General features: G+C 47.9%; 14 protein-coding genes and 1 riboswitch. Of the genes, 5 read left to right on the plus strand and 9 right to left on the minus strand.

Features of this window, described 5'->3' with window-relative positions; all coding sequences use genetic code 11:
• Positions 1-170: 170 nt before the first annotated feature.
• Positions 171-1,463, minus strand: coding sequence for an adenylosuccinate lyase (gene purB / locus AWM72_RS03960; RefSeq protein WP_067973530.1), 1,293 nt, complete (start codon positions 1,461-1,463; stop codon positions 171-173).
• 161 nt (positions 1,464-1,624) lie between these two features.
• Positions 1,625-1,789: riboswitch (M-box (ykoK) riboswitch) on the plus strand.
• 138 nt (positions 1,790-1,927) lie between these two features.
• On the opposite strand from purB, the gene mgtE reads away from it, so the two are divergent.
• The gene (mgtE, locus tag AWM72_RS03965) at positions 1,928-3,298 is read left to right on the plus strand and encodes a magnesium transporter (protein ID WP_067973533.1); all 1,371 of its coding nucleotides are present in this window, start codon (positions 1,928-1,930) and stop codon (positions 3,296-3,298) included.
• 768 nt (positions 3,299-4,066) lie between these two features.
• Here mgtE and AWM72_RS03970 read toward each other — a convergent pair.
• Together AWM72_RS03970 and AWM72_RS03975 are read right to left on the minus strand one after the other, a co-directional pair.
• Complete coding sequence (locus tag AWM72_RS03970; RefSeq protein WP_067973537.1) at positions 4,067-5,095, minus strand: branched-chain amino acid aminotransferase; 1,029 nt, start codon at positions 5,093-5,095, stop codon at positions 4,067-4,069.
• Between the two features lie 24 nt (positions 5,096-5,119).
• The gene (locus tag AWM72_RS03975; RefSeq protein WP_067973541.1) at positions 5,120-5,497 is read right to left on the minus strand and encodes an arsenic metallochaperone ArsD family protein; all 378 of its coding nucleotides are present in this window, start codon (positions 5,495-5,497) and stop codon (positions 5,120-5,122) included.
• Between the two features lie 169 nt (positions 5,498-5,666).
• Between AWM72_RS03975 and AWM72_RS03980 the strand changes: the two genes are divergently transcribed.
• Complete coding sequence (locus tag AWM72_RS03980) at positions 5,667-7,145, plus strand: amidase family protein (protein WP_067973545.1); 1,479 nt, start codon at positions 5,667-5,669, stop codon at positions 7,143-7,145.
• Positions 7,146-7,154: 9 nt separating this feature from the next.
• Positions 7,155-7,379 carry a hypothetical protein gene (locus AWM72_RS03985; protein ID WP_067973550.1) on the plus strand — a complete coding sequence of 75 codons (225 nt, stop codon included), beginning with the start codon at positions 7,155-7,157 and terminating at the stop codon, positions 7,377-7,379.
• A gap of 431 nt (positions 7,380-7,810) precedes the next feature.
• Here the strand turns inward: AWM72_RS03985 and AWM72_RS03990 are convergent, their stop codons facing one another.
• Positions 7,811-8,662, minus strand: a complete 852-nt coding sequence (locus AWM72_RS03990; protein WP_067973553.1) for an immunity protein Imm33 domain-containing protein — start codon at positions 8,660-8,662, stop codon at positions 7,811-7,813.
• Between the two features lie 150 nt (positions 8,663-8,812).
• On the opposite strand from AWM72_RS03990, the gene AWM72_RS03995 reads away from it, so the two are divergent.
• Positions 8,813-10,015 (plus strand): amidohydrolase, encoded by a 1,203-nt coding sequence (locus AWM72_RS03995; RefSeq protein WP_067973556.1) that lies wholly within the window; start codon positions 8,813-8,815, stop codon positions 10,013-10,015.
• 544 nt (positions 10,016-10,559) lie between these two features.
• Here the strand turns inward: AWM72_RS03995 and AWM72_RS04000 are convergent.
• A complete protein-coding gene (locus tag AWM72_RS04000; RefSeq protein ID WP_067973560.1) occupies positions 10,560-11,027 on the minus strand; it encodes a threonine/serine exporter family protein in 468 nt (155 codons plus the stop codon).
• Entirely contained in the window at positions 11,024-11,818 is a 795-nt protein-coding gene (locus AWM72_RS04005; protein WP_067973563.1) for a threonine/serine exporter family protein, read from the minus strand. The genes AWM72_RS04000 and AWM72_RS04005 overlap by 4 nt, the downstream gene beginning before the upstream one ends.
• Before the next feature lie 258 nt (positions 11,819-12,076).
• Here AWM72_RS04005 and glyA point away from each other — a divergent pair, with 258 nt between their 5' ends.
• Positions 12,077-13,297 carry a serine hydroxymethyltransferase gene (gene glyA, locus AWM72_RS04010; protein ID WP_067973566.1) on the plus strand — a complete coding sequence of 407 codons (1,221 nt, stop codon included), beginning with the start codon at positions 12,077-12,079 and terminating at the stop codon, positions 13,295-13,297.
• A 140-nt stretch (positions 13,298-13,437) separates the two neighbouring features.
• Here the strand turns inward: glyA and AWM72_RS04015 are convergent, their stop codons facing one another.
• The 3 genes from AWM72_RS04015 to AWM72_RS04025 form a co-directional block, all read right to left on the minus strand.
• A complete protein-coding gene (locus tag AWM72_RS04015) occupies positions 13,438-14,454 on the minus strand; it encodes a PTS sugar transporter subunit IIC (RefSeq protein WP_067973569.1) in 1,017 nt (338 codons plus the stop codon).
• A 224-nt stretch (positions 14,455-14,678) separates the two neighbouring features.
• Entirely contained in the window at positions 14,679-15,026 is a 348-nt protein-coding gene (locus AWM72_RS04020) for a hypothetical protein (RefSeq protein ID WP_067973574.1), read from the minus strand.
• Positions 14,995-16,308, minus strand: a complete 1,314-nt coding sequence (locus AWM72_RS04025; RefSeq protein WP_101603903.1) for a DUF1576 domain-containing protein — start codon at positions 16,306-16,308, stop codon at positions 14,995-14,997. The genes AWM72_RS04020 and AWM72_RS04025 overlap by 32 nt, the downstream gene beginning before the upstream one ends.
• Between the last annotated feature and the right edge of the window lie 12 nt (positions 16,309-16,320).

Below are 16,320 nucleotides of genomic sequence, written 5' to 3' on the forward strand. Positions count from 1 at the left end.
TTCACGGCCAGGAAGCCACAATCGAGGGGATTGATTGTGGGGTCTCGATTTCGAAGCTACATTCAATGCTTCTGTTTGTGGCTTCCTAACTAGATAAAAACACCCCAGCAGGGATCAAGTAATCCTTGCTGGGGTGTTCTATTTTAGACTGCGTAGCTTGACGCACATTTTTAGATGCCGAGTCGTTCAAAGATTTCATCTACCCGTTGGAGGTGGTAGTGGTAGTCGAAGGCGTCGTCAATCTCTTCAGGACTGAGGAGGTCAGTGATTTTTTCATTCCCTTCAACCAGTTCGCGGAAGTCGCGCTGGTCGTCCCAGGACTGGGCAGTCAGGGGTTGGACCAGGTCATAAGCGGCTTCCCGGGACAGGCCTTGGTCGACTAGCTTTAAAAGCAAGCGCTGGCTGTAGATCAAACCGTGGGTAGCCTGCATGTTCCGCAGCATGTTGTCGGGGAAAACCGTTAAATCTTCCACAATCTTCCCGAAGCGGCGGATCATGTAGTTAACTAAGATCGTCGTATCCGACAAAATAATCCGCTCCGCGCTGGAATGGGAGATGTCCCGTTCATGCCAGAGGGAAACGTTCTCGTAAGCCGTTACCACGTGGCCCCGGCAGACCCGAGCCAAACCGGTCACGTTTTCGCTGGAAATGGGGTTACGCTTATGGGGCATGGCGCTGGATCCTTTTTGACCCTTGGCGAAGTATTCTTCCACTTCCCGGGTTTCTGACTTCTGGAGATGGCGGATTTCCGTAGCCATGTTTTCAATGGAAGTGGCGATCAAAGCCAAACAGGCAATATATTCGGCGTGGAGGTCGCGAGGTAAAACTTGGGTAGAAATTTCCTGGGCGCGGATGCCTAAATGGTCGCAGACATAGGCTTCGACGGCAGTTGGCACATTAGCGAAGGTCCCCACAGCTCCGGAAATCTTCCCGGCTTCAACACCCTTCGCCGCATGGTCAAAGCGGTCGATCTGGCGCTTGATTTCCGAATAATAGCGGGCCATCTTCAAGCCAAAGGTCGTCGGTTCGGCATGAACGCCATGGGTCCGGCCCATGCAGACGGTGTGCTTGTATTTTTGGGCTTTCTTTTTCAGGATCTCAAGGAACCAAACCAAATCTTGACGGATAATGTCATTGGCCTGCTTGAGCTGGTAGCCTTGAGCGGTGTCCACCACATCAGTCGAAGTGAGGCCATAGTGGACCCACTTGCGCTCTTCGCCTAGGGATTCAGACACACAGCGGGTGAAGGCCACCACATCGTGCCGGGTTTGGGCTTCGATTTCTTGGATGCGGTCGACATCGAAGCTTGCCTTGGCACGGATTTTTTTAACATCCTCTTGGGGAATTTCGCCAAGCTCAGCCCAGGCTTCGGCTGCTAGAATTTCAACTTCTAGCCAGCATTTGTAGCGGTTATCATCGGACCAAACTCGGGCCATTTCGGGACGGGTATATCGTGGAATCATGCGGATGCTCCTCTTTTTATGAATTTCAATGTTATTATAGCATGATTTATTTTAAGCTTTGCGAGGAATTTATAAGGCAAGCTATTTAGACGGGCCTAAGGGATTTTTTGAAGAGGCCTTGAATCTTTAGCGGGTCTCTGCTATGCTAGGGGAGAAATAAGAATAAACCTTGTTAGGTGAGGTTACTGTATTAGAGAGACGCCACTGCCCAGAAACATCCAAAGATGCCAACGGGTCAGCAGAAATTCTCGAATTAAGGGATTTTCTAATGTGGCTGGAGCTACTCCTATGCTAATAAGTGCTAAAACTATGCGATGAGGTGTTTGCCGACTACTCCTGGACGATTCACGCTCACGCTCTTGTTGAGCGTTTTTTTAATCTGAAGCAATCTCCAAACTTCCTTATAATGACTACTTAGCCCTCTATGCGGTGACCTTTCCCCGAGGTATGGAAAGGTGATTATTATGGCAATCAAATTAAACCGACTCAACCGGAAAGACTACTACCAAGCCATCTACAAGAGCATCCAAGACAACCGGCGCGATGACTTCCGCGACCTCTTCTTGAAGCTCCATGAAAAAGACCAGGTCGCTGTCTTCCATAAGCTCTACCCAGAAAAAAAGAATAAAATTGTCGACCTCCTCCAAGCCAGTGAATTCGCTGAACTCTTTGAACACTTAGACTACAAGGGACGCCGGCAAGCTATTGAAGACCTGCCCGCTGACTATATGACCGAGGTCTTCACCTATGTGGCCGACGACGAGGTCACAGCCTTCATTCATGAACTTCCCCAAGCAGACCGCCAACATGTCCTGGAAAGTATGCGGCCCAGCGACCGGGAAACGATTGAAACAATCCTAGAACATGACTTCGAAACAGCTGGGGCCATCATGACAACCGAGGTGCTCACGGTCTACGCCCAGGATAGTGCCGACCAAGTGATTACGGGCATTCGCCAAGCGGCTTCCGCCGTTGAAACCATCTATTATGTTTATGTAGTGGATGAAGCCCGCCATTTACTCGGCGTCCTCTCCCTACGTGAACTCTTGCGCGCCCCTGGGGACTGCCCAGTCCAAGATATTATGAATAGCCAATTAGTCCAAGCTGATATTGGTATGGACCAAGAAGAAGTTGCCCGTATCATCAAGGAATACGACCTACTCGCCCTCCCTGTCGTGGATGGCCAAGGTAAGTTGGTCGGGATCGTGACCGTCGACGATGTGATGGATGTTATGGATATCGAAACCACCGAGGACTTCCACCGTTTTGCTGGGATCAGTGGGTCGCCAGATAATGAAAGTGATCGCGAAAGCATCTTCGAAACGGTGAAGAACCGCCTACCCTGGATCATTATCCTGATCTTCCTCGGACTGGTTTCAGCCAACCTGATTAATATGTTCGAAGCCACCCTATCCCGGGTAGTTATCCTGGCTGTCTTCATGCCCATCATTATGGACTCGGCCGGTAATGTGGGCACCCAGTCTCTAGCTGTCTCTGTCCGCCGGCTAACCCTGGGCGATAACACCGAAAGTTTCTGGGTCTTAGTTTGGAAAGAATTAATATCTGGGATCATTATCGGCCTAGCAGCTGGCATCACCATCTGTGGTGTGGCCTACTTCCTCTTTGGAAACCCGGTCCTCTCCTTCATCATCGGGATTTCCCTAGCCGCTACCCTGTCCGTATCAACAGTCATCGGCTACCTAGTCCCAACCCTCTTCAGCAAGATCCACATCGACCCCGCCGTCGCCTCCGGTCCCTTCATCACCACCATCACCGACGCCACCGGCCTCTTAATCTACTTCAGCCTCGCCACCTACCTCATGCATTTGTTGTAAAAAAGGGTGTGAGCAAGAGCGCTTAGCTTTGGATGCTTGGAGTAAGTCGGGATAAGGGCAAGCTAGGCTTGCACATTTCCGACTTGCGAAAGCACTCCAAAGCTGCTCTTGCGAACCCAACTAGGAGGGTGTGAGGCTTGGCGCTTAGACTTGAATGATTGGAGACTCATCGAAAAAGACTGACGTCAGTCAGGCGTTTCGATGAGTTGAAATCACTTCAAGTCTGCTCTTGCGAACCCGACTAGACAGGGTGTGAGAGCTGGCGTTTAGCTTTCCTTCACTGGAGCAAGTCGCCAGAGCAGTCTGAAAGACTGCGGCGAAGACTTGTGAAGTGACAGGAAAGCTGCCAGCTCGAGCCCAACTACAGGGTGTGAGACTTGGCGCTTAGGCTGTGAACACAGGTCAATAGCTTTTGATAAATGGTCAACACCCAAGCAAAGACTCTGTGTGTGGCTTGATAGCTTCCGACACACAAATAAAGAGTCTAAGTGGGGATTGATAACAACTAACACCCAAACAAAAACTTTGAGTGTGGGTTAAAAAGATCTAACACTCAATCAGAGTCTCTGAGTGTGGATTAAAAAGGTACAATATCCAATTAACCCCTCTAAGTGTGGCTTATAAACCGAGCCCGTTAGGCAATAAATACACAAGTAAAAAAGCACTTCCACTTCCCCTTCAAGAGGGGAAATTTGGAAGTGCTTTTTTGCTAGCGTATCGTCTTTGTAGCATATTGATCAATAGAGAATGGCGACCGCTAGGAGAGGATTAATCGGCCTCGACTGGGACAATCCAACCCTCAGGTGCTTCAATGTCACCGAATTGAATGCCCAGTAATTCATGGTAAAGTTTTTCTGTGATTTCACCGACTTCTTGGCCTGTTCCGAAGTTGTGGCGGTGGCCTTTATGGGTGATGGAGCCGATTGGGGTAATGATAGCTGCTGTCCCCATGGCACCGGCTTCTTCAAAGCGGTCCAAGTCATCGATGTAGCAATCCCCTTGCTCCACTTCTAAGCCCAAACGTTCTTCAGCTAAATGAAGGAGGGAGAACTTGGTAATTGAAGGCAAGATAGATGGGGATTTTGGCGTCACGAACTTATGCGTTCCACGCTCGATTCCGTAGAAGTTAGAAGAGCCAATTTCTTCAATCTTAGTGTGGGTCTTCGGATCCAGGTAAATCACATCGGCATAGTCTTCATCATGGGCACTGGCCCCTGGTTGCAAGCTGGAAGCATAGTTCCCACCAACCTTCACGCCACCGGTACCCATGGGGGCTGCCCGGTCGTATTCTGAAGTGACGAAGTGTTGAGGGGCAAGGCCACCCTTGAAGTAAGGTCCGACTGGCATCACGAAGACCGTGAAGATGTATTCCGTTGCTGGGTGGACCCCAATATTGTCGCCAACCCCGATTAAGAGGGGACGGATATAGAGGGTCGCTCCACTTTCATAAGGAGGGACATAGTCAATATTGGCCTTAACCGCTTCTTTCACCGCATGAACAAAGTCTTCAACGGGAACTTTAGGCATCATCATCCGTTCAGCCGACACTTGGAAACGCTTGGCATTTTGGTCGGGACGGAAGAGTTGGACCTTGCCTTCCTTAGTCCGGTAAGCCTTCATTCCTTCAAAGGCTTGTTGGCCATAGTGTAAGGCTGGGGAGCCTTCAGAAATGTGGAGCTGGTTGTCTGTCTCCAGGCCTTGCTTGTACCATTCCCCATCCTTGTAGTATGCCCGCCAACGATAAGGCAAGTTCATATAACTGAAACCTAGGTTTTTCCAATCGATATCTACTGTCATTAGTGGTCCTCCTTCATAATCTTACTAACACATATATTCTACAGCTTGGGTGTGAGTGAGTCCAACCATATCAGCTAGGGCCTGGTTGCTCGGAAATTCCGCGACACTTACAACCTGGTCGTCAATCAAAATAATGGGGAGGATTTCCTCTCCATATGCCTTAAGCTTACGCATGACAACCTCTGTATGGGTGAACATAAAACCATCGCTTGCTGGATCGTGGATGGTGACGAAATAGCCTTCTTCATTCTTGAGCGCATTAAAGAAAGCCTCCACCCGGTTCAATTCTTTGACATTGGCTTCTGTATTAATGATTGAATTGTCTGTCAATGAACATTCTTCAGAACCCCCGCAGCAGCCCAATGATTCCCCCAATGGTTGGAATAATTGCACTTTTTTCATTTTCACACCTCTTTTTTTGTGTTTTCTAATTATTATACACCAAAGATGAGAGCTATGACAAGGGCTGTCTCATTATTTTATCATCAAAATAGGAAAAGTCTGCCTCTAAAGTTCGGAAAAACTTTGTTATAATAGGCCTAAAACTGATGCCTGCAGAAAGGAAGATTCCATGGACTATTTCAAAAGCTATAGCGATGATGCAACGGCCCTAGCTGGTCAAATCCGCCAGGGACAAACTAGCAGCCAGGACCTGGTCCGCCAAGCGATCGACAGGGCCAAGGCCATTAACCCCAAGCTCAATGCGGTCACCCGGCTCTTTGAGGACTATGCCCAAGACTTGGCCCAAGAAGACCACAGCCAGACCCTCTTCGCCGGGATCCCTACCCTCATGAAGGACCTGGGCCACAATATTAAGGGAGTGCCAGCGACTTCTGGGGCTCGCCTGCTCAAGGATCAGATTGCTCCCGTAACCAGCAACTTCTCGCGGTCTGCCATGGCAACCGGGCTCATTCCTATTGGCCAGTCCAATGTCCCCGAATTCGGCCTGAAATTCATCAGCGATTCCGACTACTACGGGCCCGTCCACAATCCGGTCGATCCTGACTATAATGCCGGAGGGTCAAGTGGTGGCGCAGCAGCTGCTGTTCAAGCAGGGATCGTGCCTGTAGCGACAGCTTCTGATGGCGGAGGCTCCATTCGAATTCCAGCTTCCTTCTCTGGGCTGGTGGGTCTCAAGCCAAGCCGGGTACGGACAGCGACTGGCCCGCGCAAGTGGCGGAGCTGGGGCGGGGCACCGGTAGGCTTCATGATGACCAAGTCCATCCGCGACACTGCCCAATTGCTCTTGGCCCTCCAGAGCAATCTCAAACCCATACCCTTCCAAACCCTGCCCATCCCTAAGGCCCACATCGACCATGCCATCCGAGCCGTCAAAAACCTGCGCATCGCTTACTCGACCAAGTCTCCAGCTGGTACCGAAGTTTCTGACGAAGCCATCCAAGCCGTAGAAAATACCGTCCGCTTCCTCCGCGACCAGGGCTTCCAGGTCGAAGCTGCCGACCCTAAGATTAATGGTCAAGAACTTGTTCGCGGCTATTATGAAATGAACGGGGCAGAAATGGCAGCCAGCTTCCTAGGCATCGAACAACAACTCCAACGTAAAATCCAACGCGAGGATGTCGAAATCCAAACCTGGACCATGGCCCAGTACGGCAAGACCATCCCCGCCTACCGTTACAGCCAAATTTTTGACACCTGGGACCAGGCAGCTGAAATCATGGACGACTTCCACCAGACCTATGACATCCTGATCCAACCAAGTACCGCCCAAGCTGCCCCCCGCGTCGACGATAAACTCTATAGTCAAAGTGATTACGAGGCCATGTTGCGTTCAGAAGAGCTCCCCGCTCCCGACTTGGCTGAACTCGTTTACCAAGTCTTCAAGAAGGGCTTACTTGCCTCGCCATTCGCTATGATTTATAATCTAACCGGCCAACCCGCCATCAGCCTGCCCCTCCATACCTGCCAAAACGGCCTACCTTTAGGGGTCCAACTGATCGCTAACAAGGGCGAAGAAGCCCTCTTGATCGGCCTATCTGCCTATTTAGAAAGAGAAGACCGCTTCCACTACTACCCAGATCTCATTTAGGAGGTACTTATGCACGACCAACAATTCGAAATCTATAAAAAATGGCGCCAGCAAATGCTGGTCCTCGACGAAGCCTGGGACGATGACAGCTTCGGCCAAGCCGACACCTGGTCCGCCAGCAACCCCCTCGCCCGAGAAGACTTCAACGAAACCCTAGCCATCCACAGCCTCGACCACGTCTCCCAAGAAGAAATGCAAGCCTTAGAAGACGACTACGACGCTGGAATGATCTAAAGGGTGTGAGGGCTGGCGTTTAGCTTTCCTTCACTGGAGCAAGTCACCAGAGCAGTCTGAAAGACTGCGGCGAAGACTTGTGAAGTGACAGGAAGGCTGCCAGACCGAACCCGACTACAAAGGGTGTGAGAGGATGCGGGAGAAAGGGACCTCTGGAGTAAAAGACCAGAGAAGGCTGAAAGCCTTCGAAGGACTTTTATGAAGAGGAGCCCTTTCTGCATCCTCGAACCCGACTAGAAAATGGCTATTTGCATTCAGGGTCTCTGAGCACAAATAGATAGCTTCAAGCACCATCTAATACAGATACAGCTCATTAAGCAAGAAGCTGGCAAGGTACAATCATCCTTGCCAGCTTCTTTTCATTGTTAAAGCCCCAAAACAAAAAGGCCAGGCCATTTCTCACACTTAGAATCTGAGAAAGTCTTGCCTTTTTAAAGGTGTTTCTGTTTTTTTAATTGGGCCTTGTAATGGTGGTTGACCAGGGCATTATATTCCTTATTGGCGCTCTCCAATTCCTTAGCTGCCATCCAATCGTAAACCAAGCGCCCATAACGAAGGACCTGCCGCTCGGACATCCGATCTTCCTGGGTCTTTGCTTCCTGGTAGGCGAGCAGGTAGTCTTTGATCTGAGCCATGGCCAGGTCAAAGCGGCGGTAGATCACTGTAGCAATAACATGATGGACCTTATCGCTCGGCAGGGGACTAGCCGCCTGTCTCTCCATGAAATAACCTAAAAGAATGCCCACTAAGATATAAATCTCTAGGCTCTTGGGCGTGTCTGTCCGCGTTCCCATGAGCACATTAATCAGGTGGTCAACTTCCTTTTGCAGGCCCGAAAGCTGGCTGATCTCTTCTTCTGAGAGGGCAAATTCCTCGCGAATCCGTCGCTCATGAGCGTGGACAAAGTCAGGAAAGTGTTGGCGGAAGCTCGGATCCTTGAAGGGCAAGTCCGCTTGGCTAGTGACCATTTCGACCTTTTCCAATGAATCATTGTAGACAAAGTGCTTGCCGTAGTAGGCTGAAAATTGAAAATCCGCCCCTTGTGGATAATGGTAGATACCAGAAATAGCTGGTTCGATCTGGGCCACCCGGTTGATGTCCACATAAACCATACTCTTCTCATCCATCAGGCTCACTTGGTTATCCCGTTCAGACAAAAAGCGCCAGCCACTGTCTCCGTCAAAACGCCCTGCCTCACGCCAAGCCCATAACAAAGCTCCCTGCTTCTTCAAGAGGGTACGCGATGCGGCACACTGGCCACCATTTGGAATCCATTGCTTCATCTTCAATCTCCTATCACTGAAAGGCTTTTAATCATTTTAACATAAAATTTTACCGGGCAACAGACGAGGCAAAAGGGATTCATTTTCCTTTTTGGGATTATTAGCGTATAATTAATTTGTTAGAGAAATATTAATAAGGAGGAATGTATTATGAGTCTCGTTGATGAGCTGTATAAGCGCTTAGATGAGAAAGAAGATCAAATGATCGAAATTCGTCGTCACTTCCATGAGAATCCAGAAGTATCATTTGAGGAAAAGGAAACGGCCCAATATATTGCCGATTTCTATAAGGACCTTGACTGTGATGTACGGACCAATGTCGGTAATGGTTATGGTCTGGTGGTTACCATCGATACAGGCAAAGAAGGTAAAACACTTGCCCTCCGCGCTGACTTCGATGCGCTTCCTTTAACAGAAGATACCGGCCTCGACTTCTCATCCAAAAAAGAAGGTGCCATGCACGCTTGTGGTCATGATGCCCATACTGCCTACCTAATGGTTCTTGCCCAAACCTTAATTGAAATGAAGGACCAACTCAGCGGTAAATTCGTTATCATCCACCAAAATGCGGAAGAAGTTGCACCAGGTGGCGCTAAATCAATGATTGAAGATGGTGCCTTAGACGGGGTTGACAATATCATTGCCCTCCACGTAATGACCAATATGCCAACTGGGGGCGTCTTCTACCATGAAGGCAATGCCCACACTGGACGTTCCAACTTCAAGGTGAAGATCCACGGTAAGGGTGGCCATGCCTCATCCCCTCACCAAGCCAACGACGCCATTGTCGCTGCTTCTTACTTCGTCACTGAAATCCAAAGTGTAGTTAGCCGCCGCTTGAACCCATTCGATGTCGGGTCGATCACCATCGGTAACTTCGACGCAGCAGGTGCCAACAACGCTATCCAAGGCGAAGTGACACTAGGTGGGGACGTGCGTGCTATGTCACAAGAAGTCCGTGACATCATCGAACATGAAGTCAAAGCCAAACTTGAAGGCCTCAAGAACTCCTTCGGCATCACTTATGACCTTCACTACGAAAACGACTACCCAGTCGCTTACAACGATCCAAAAGTCACAGAATTCGCTATCAAAGCCATCAAGGACCACCCATTCGACCAACTCACAGAAGGGGTGGACACCGAACAACCTCAACCCCCATCGGATGACATCGCCTACTTCCTTCAAGAAGTTCCAGGCCTCTACCTCTGGGTCGGCGCCGCACCAAAAGACGGCGAAGCCTACCCACACCACCATCCAAAATTCGTCATGGACGAAGACGCCATGCTCATCGCAGCCAAAAGCGTCGCAGCCTTCATCGGCGAATACGTAGAAAATGGTGGAGTAGAATAACAGGGTGTGAGGGATGGCGCTTAGCTTTCGTTCACTGGAGCAAGTCAACAGAGCAGTCTGAGGACTGCGGCGGAGACTTGTGAAGTGACACGAAAGCTGCCAGCCCGAACCCGACTACACAGGGTGTGAGAGAGCGCGGTTAGAAATGGACCTCTGGAGCAAAAGACCGAAGAAGTCTGAAAGACTTCGAAGGGATTTTGTGAAGAGGAGCCACTTCTGCGCGACCGAACCCAACTACACAGGGTGTGAGAGGATGCGGGTAGAAAGGGAGCTCTGGAGCAAAAGGGATAAGAACGGCTCCAGCCGGTCGTTCCCTTTTGTGAAGAGGAGCCCTTTCTGCATCCTCGAACCCCACTAGGAAGGGTGTGACTGCCCTTCAATAACTAAAGAAAAAGCTCCGCTAGAGGATTAGTCAACTAATCCAAGCTAGCGGAGCTTTTTTACTACAATAAACGATCCATAACTAGGGCAGCTCTCTACGCCACAATGCATCCCAAAGCCAAAAAGAACACCAGCCAGAAAAATAGCCGATGTTCGATACGGATCACTTTCGCCAGTTGCGAATTTTCTTCTCTAGTTCACGCTGGCGGCGCAGGATATCGATAACCGTATCTGCGGTGAAGACTGCCAGAGCAATGGCTAGGGCCGTAAACATGGTGGTCGCAAGTTCACTTAGACCACGCGAATAGTCGGATTGAATGAGATAAAGAGCCGTCCGATACATGCCGCCCCCAGGCACTAGGGTATAAAATCCCGGAATGAAGAAGACCGTCACAGGTTGGTGGTAGCGCCGAGAGAACCATTGAGACATGCCTGCAATGGCTAAACTTGCAATATAGGTCGCCCCGCCCACTTCTAAAGTCAGAAAATCCAAACAAATCAAATAGACCAGCCAGCCTGTTGCTGCAATAATTGACGCCCGGTAAATTTGACGTGGGGGCGTTTGAACACAGATCGAACAAGTATAGCCCACAAAGTAAGCTGCAATAATCTGTAAGATAAAGTTAATCATCCTCTAAGCCTCCCTATAATAATTAAGGCTACCAAGGACCCCAATGCAATCATTAGGGCCTGGAAGAAGGCTTCCATGGCTCGGGCACCTCCTGCGAGATAATCTTCATGGAAGATATCCCGTAAGGAATTGGTAATAGCCGTCCCGGGCACCAGGGGCATCAAGGTCGAAACAATCACAATCCCCAAGGAAACATTAGGGAAATACCAAGCCTGCATGGCATAGGCAAATAGCGTGATCATCATGGTACAGAATACATTCTCGACCGGACTAGATATCTCATAACGCGCCGTCATGTACATCAGACCCGATAAGAAGACGGCATCAAAGGTCGTCACGATAAACTCATCTACGCCCCCGCCAAAGAGGACAGCAAAACACATCCCCAGACCAATCACGCCAACAAAGCGCATATGGATCGGGTAGGGATTGCTTTCTGAATCAATCTTTAACAGCTTCAGATAAGCTACGGCCAAGGTGATTTCTCCATTGGTCAATTGTCGAGATACTGTATTCACCTTGGATACCTTATGCAAGACACTCCCCCGCGTTTGGATCCGTTTAATCCCCACTAAACGATTATTGGCCTCATTCAAGTCATCGAGTGAGGCATAAAGGCCCGTTGCATAGGATATAGCAACTGTCGAGTAGAGGTTCGAATAACTTAAGATTCGCTCCATAGTATCTTCCACGCGGTAAGTTTCAGAGTTACTCTCCGTCATAATCTTTCCAGCTAACAGGGCCGTCTCTAAGAGTAATTTCTTAGGAACTTGTTTCTCATTTACGGCCATTCCCGTCACTCCCTCCACTGTACATATTATAATTACTATTTATTTTATCATACTGTTCCTTTATTATTATATGAAAAGTCAAAATATGAGATATTTCTCTCATTTTAGGGGCAAATAATGAACAAAAAATGTAGTCTTCATAGATATTATCAAATAAATATATAAAGGGCTTACATATTTTACTTGTGAAATTTTTAATTTAATGATACTATAATCTTGACGATGAAAAGTCAGAAAAAAATTATGGAGGTATAGCATATGTCAAGAGATGTTGTATTTGATTATATCGATAAGGAATTTGAACGCCAGCAAAATGGGATTGAGTTAATCGCGAGTGAAAACTGGGTATCCCCAGCTGTTCGTGAGGCTCAAGGTTCTGTACTCACTAACAAATACGCTGAAGGTTATCCTGGCCGTCGCTACTATGGTGGGTGCGAATTCGTTGATGAAATCGAAACCCTAGCCATTGACCGCTTAAAAGAACTCTTCGGTGCTGAATACGCCAACGTTCAACCTCACTCAGGTGCTCAAGCAAATATGGCTGTTTACTCTGCCCTCTTACAGCCAGGTGATAAAGTTCTTGGCATGAACTTAACAGATGGTGGTCACTTGACACACGGCTCTAAAGTTAACTCAAGTGGTAAACTCTATGATTTCGCTGACTACGGTGTAGACAAAGAAACTGAACGTATCGATTATGACAAGCTCGAAGAAACCGCTAAAGAAGTCCAACCAAAATTAATCGTTGCTGGGGCTTCTGCTTATGCACGCGAAATTGACTTCAAACGTATCGGTGAAATTGCTAAAGCAATTGACGCTTACTTCATGGTTGATATGGCTCACATCGCTGGTTTAGTTGCTGTTGGCCTCCACCAAAACCCAGTTCCTTATGCTGATGTTGTTACTTCAACAACTCATAAGACTTTGCGTGGTCCACGTGGCGGGGTTATCTTATCCAATAACCAAGACCTCTTTAAGAAATTAAACTCTGCTGTCTTCCCAGGCATGCAAGGTGGTCCATTAGAACACGTTATCGCTGGTAAAGCAGTTGCTTTCGGTGAAGCTCTTGAAGATTCCTTCAAAGACTACCAAAACCAAGTCGTTAAGAATGCTCAAGCCATGGCCAAAGTATTTAGCGACTCTGGTCTCCACATGGTATCTGGTGGGACTGACAACCACTTAATCTTGCTCAAGGTTATCGACCGCGACTTAACAGGTCAAGAAGTTGAAGCAGCCTTAGACGAAGTAGGTATCACTGTTAACAAGAACACCATCCCATTCGAAACCTTAAGCCCAACTAAAGCATCTGGTATCCGCTTAGGTACGCCTGCTGTTACGACTCGTGGCTTCAAGGAAGAAGAAGCAGCTAAAGTTGCGGAATGGATTGTTCGCATCATTGAAAATATCAATGACGACAAGGTGAAAGAAGAAGTTAAACAAGAAGTTCAAGACTTAGTGAAGAAATTCCCTCTTAAATAAAACCATAAATAAACCAAGCTGTCCTTAATAAAAGGCATTGGATTCAACTTTTAGCAGTTGATCCAATGCCTTTTTTATTTTCGAGGCTTAGCTTACTAGAAAAAAGGAGTCTGGCCAGTGACCAAACTCTTATCCAAGGCTTAATCCTCAATAATATCTTGACTAGTATAAATCCTGTAATGACGGAAGAAATAACTCGCAAAGAAACCGACAAAGGCTCCGATAAGCAAGCTAATAGCGCCCGCAAACAATACCTGAAGCGGTGGGTTATCCGCTAAGGGAGCTAATATACCTGGAATAATAGAAGCTGTACCCGGCGTATTATTAACCAAATCAGTCGTTGCAATATACATACCAGCCAAAGCCCCCGTCAAGGCACTGGTTGAATACACCGGTAGCGGATTAGCTGTTACCAAGTGGGCTTGGGTAAGCGGTTCTAAGGCCACACTCAGGCTCTCCTCCCTAGTTCCAATCTTCAAGCGAGTGAAGAGTAGATAGTTAGCAGTTGCCGAGGAGAAAATAGCTAAGCCTGCCACTGCCATAGCTTTTCCTGTTAATCCCATCATAGCGGTCAAGGCCATGGAACTCAGTGGCGCTGTTGATACAACAGTGAAAACCGCTCCTAGAATAGCTCCCATTAACAGTGGACTTGAATGTGAAGCTGCCTCAATAATGGTCCCAATCTGAATGAGGGCGGCATCAATAACCGGTGAAATTAGGGCTGCAACCGCATAGGCAATAGGCAAGGCCGTTGCTGCCACAACAAAAACATCCAAGCCCCCTTTAACATGGTCTTGAATATAGCGCACTAAGAAGGAAACAAGGTAAGCGCCAATAAAACCTGGTAAGACACCAAACTGCATCATAGCCAGAGCCACAAGTAAAGAATTCACCGGACTAGACCCCAAACGGAGAAGAACCATCCCAGCCGCAGCTACCCCAGCTAAGGAACCGTTCGCTTCCGCAATTCCATTCAAGAAGGGCACGTCTAAGATCGTTCCGAAAAGGGCCCCATAAACAGCTTCAACCAAGAAACTAGCAACTGCTGCATCGGCTAAGGCACTCATGGTCTTGGCCCCGTAAGGCGCTTTAAAACTAAAGAGTGTAAAGAAGGATAAAATCAAAGCTAAGTAAAACAAACCTAATAAGACATCCATAATTCGACTCCCATTCCTCTCATTTAAGAAATGGAAACTCCTTTCTTTGGTCAGAAATTTCTAGCTTACTAACAACATTTTCTGGCTCCTCATCTAAAATCTTGTCTAATTCACCTTTACACTTCGAATTATAACATAATTATGAGAGTTTTATTATAATTTATGTCTAATTGATGAGAAAATATAGTTTTTCCTTATTTATTAGTATGAAATAGTTATTTTGCTTAAGCGATATAGCGAATCAATTCTAATTGAACCTTTCCATCAACAAAGGAATAAGTTGCTTCATCGATCATGGCGGCAATAATTTCCGTATTTAAGAGGTCTTCACGAATTCCCAAGAGGTCTTCATAATACTCTTCAACCTCATACTGGCGCGGTTTCTGCAATTGGTCCATGACTTCTTCAATATCCGCTGGCTCCTCAGCCATTGAACCGATCAAATCGATAACTAAACGATCAGCTTCAAAACTAACCGCCAGCTTGAGGTCTTTAACCCGGTAGTTGAAGAAATAATCCATCATCTCAGCCGCAATTAATTTAGCCTTCCGATATTCTTGAGCGTTCAGCACGGTCTCGCCTCCATTCTGTTATCGTCTCGAGTACAGGTGCCATCGTCGCAGCGACAAAGCCCCCTGAAAAACCATTATTGTACAAATTTAAGCCTGCGTGGACGCCCCCTACATTGTTCACCAGGGTCGCATGCAAGGCCCCCGCTAAGAAACCCGCTAGTGGTCCGTAATGGCCAGCGATTGGAGCCAGAGTCGTCCCAAACAAGGCCGCTAGAATAGCGGAAGTCATATCGGGATCATGGGTCAGCATGAAATACTGCATTAAGAAGATGCCTAAGACCACTGGGGCGACATTGCGAGGGTGCTTCCCAAAGGCCGCAAAACCCATGACCGTCAAGATACCTCCCATGACGGGACCATTCAAAACCCCATCCAATAGCCAAACATAGCCTGTCGCTAAAAGGCCCAAAATACCAACATTAGCCAGGGTCAAGGCTGACCCATGCAACAAGACAAAGTCCGTCACCGAGGTCCCGGCCTCCCGGGTCAAGTCCCGGTAGCCCTTGAAGCTAAATCGATTGGCACTCCAGCCCATCAAGATTAGGAAGAGACAGAGCAAGATGACAAAGCCAAAGACCGGCCCATAGTTCATCGTCACCTGAATATTCTCCACGTCAACAGCCAACTTAAAAGACCGCATGACGCTAGCCACTACCATAGCCAGAACTCCACTGGTAAAGCCCAAATTATAAAGGTTAAAACCCAGGTGGAAGCGGAGGAAGGAAGAAGCAATGGGACTCACCACAAAGCCAATAAAAATACCCAAAGCATAGCCCAGAGGAATTCCCCAAGCCAAGGGCAGGCCCTGGCCGAAACTCACCAGACTCACAACAGGACTCAAAGCCGTTGAAAAGAGGGCTGTCAGCAGGACTTTTTTAAAAGGAATAGATAAAAACTTTGTATAAAGCCAAGCCCCCATCATAAAGGGAATGGTATTGAATAAATTTTTGCCAAAAAAAGCAAAACCTGTTACAGTAAAGAGTGCCGCAAAAAGTGGCCCTGTCATCCATTTGGCATGGCGGCTCACCATAAAAGCATTCAGTAACATAAGGATCCCGGCATTAACAAAGGTTGCCCCGTAGCCTCCGACAGCAAAATAGTCCGTCAATAAATTCGAAGGCGCGATGAGAATCTGCCAATAGCCCTGCAAAAGTTCAGGCAGGGGCTGGATTAAAAGACCACAAACAATAAAAAATAGGGCCAAAAGGTATAAAAAGTTGCTAGAAATGAGATTCTTCTTTAAAAAATAGGCATCGAGATGTTCGAGTACAGTGCCTAACAAATGGATCCCCCC

The organism is Aerococcus sanguinicola, assembly GCF_001543145.1.
Classification (GTDB): domain Bacteria; phylum Bacillota; class Bacilli; order Lactobacillales; family Aerococcaceae; genus Aerococcus; species Aerococcus sanguinicola.

What these genes read in the sequence shown, in the direction of transcription:
- AWM72_RS04015 (WP_067973569.1), bottom strand. Translation starts at nt 14,454, where the DNA reads ATGGATGTCTTATTAGGTTTGTTTTACTTAGCTTTGATTTTATCCTTC.
- AWM72_RS03970 (WP_067973537.1), bottom strand. Translation starts at nt 5,095, where the DNA reads ATGACAGTAGATATCGATTGGAAAAACCTAGGTTTCAGTTATATGAAC.
- AWM72_RS03990 (WP_067973553.1), bottom strand. Translation starts at nt 8,662, where the DNA reads ATGAAGCAATGGATTCCAAATGGTGGCCAGTGTGCCGCATCGCGTACC.
- AWM72_RS04005 (WP_067973563.1), bottom strand. Translation starts at nt 11,818, where the DNA reads ATGGCCGTAAATGAGAAACAAGTTCCTAAGAAATTACTCTTAGAGACG.
- AWM72_RS03985 (WP_067973550.1), top strand. Translation starts at nt 7,155, where the DNA reads ATGCACGACCAACAATTCGAAATCTATAAAAAATGGCGCCAGCAAATG.
- mgtE (WP_067973533.1), top strand. Translation starts at nt 1,928, where the DNA reads ATGGCAATCAAATTAAACCGACTCAACCGGAAAGACTACTACCAAGCC.
- AWM72_RS03995 (WP_067973556.1), top strand. Translation starts at nt 8,813, where the DNA reads ATGAGTCTCGTTGATGAGCTGTATAAGCGCTTAGATGAGAAAGAAGAT.
- AWM72_RS03980 (WP_067973545.1), top strand. Translation starts at nt 5,667, where the DNA reads ATGGACTATTTCAAAAGCTATAGCGATGATGCAACGGCCCTAGCTGGT.
- purB (WP_067973530.1), bottom strand. Translation starts at nt 1,463, where the DNA reads ATGATTCCACGATATACCCGTCCCGAAATGGCCCGAGTTTGGTCCGAT.
- AWM72_RS04000 (WP_067973560.1), bottom strand. Translation starts at nt 11,027, where the DNA reads ATGATTAACTTTATCTTACAGATTATTGCAGCTTACTTTGTGGGCTAT.
- AWM72_RS03975 (WP_067973541.1), bottom strand. Translation starts at nt 5,497, where the DNA reads ATGAAAAAAGTGCAATTATTCCAACCATTGGGGGAATCATTGGGCTGC.
- glyA (WP_067973566.1), top strand. Translation starts at nt 12,077, where the DNA reads ATGTCAAGAGATGTTGTATTTGATTATATCGATAAGGAATTTGAACGC.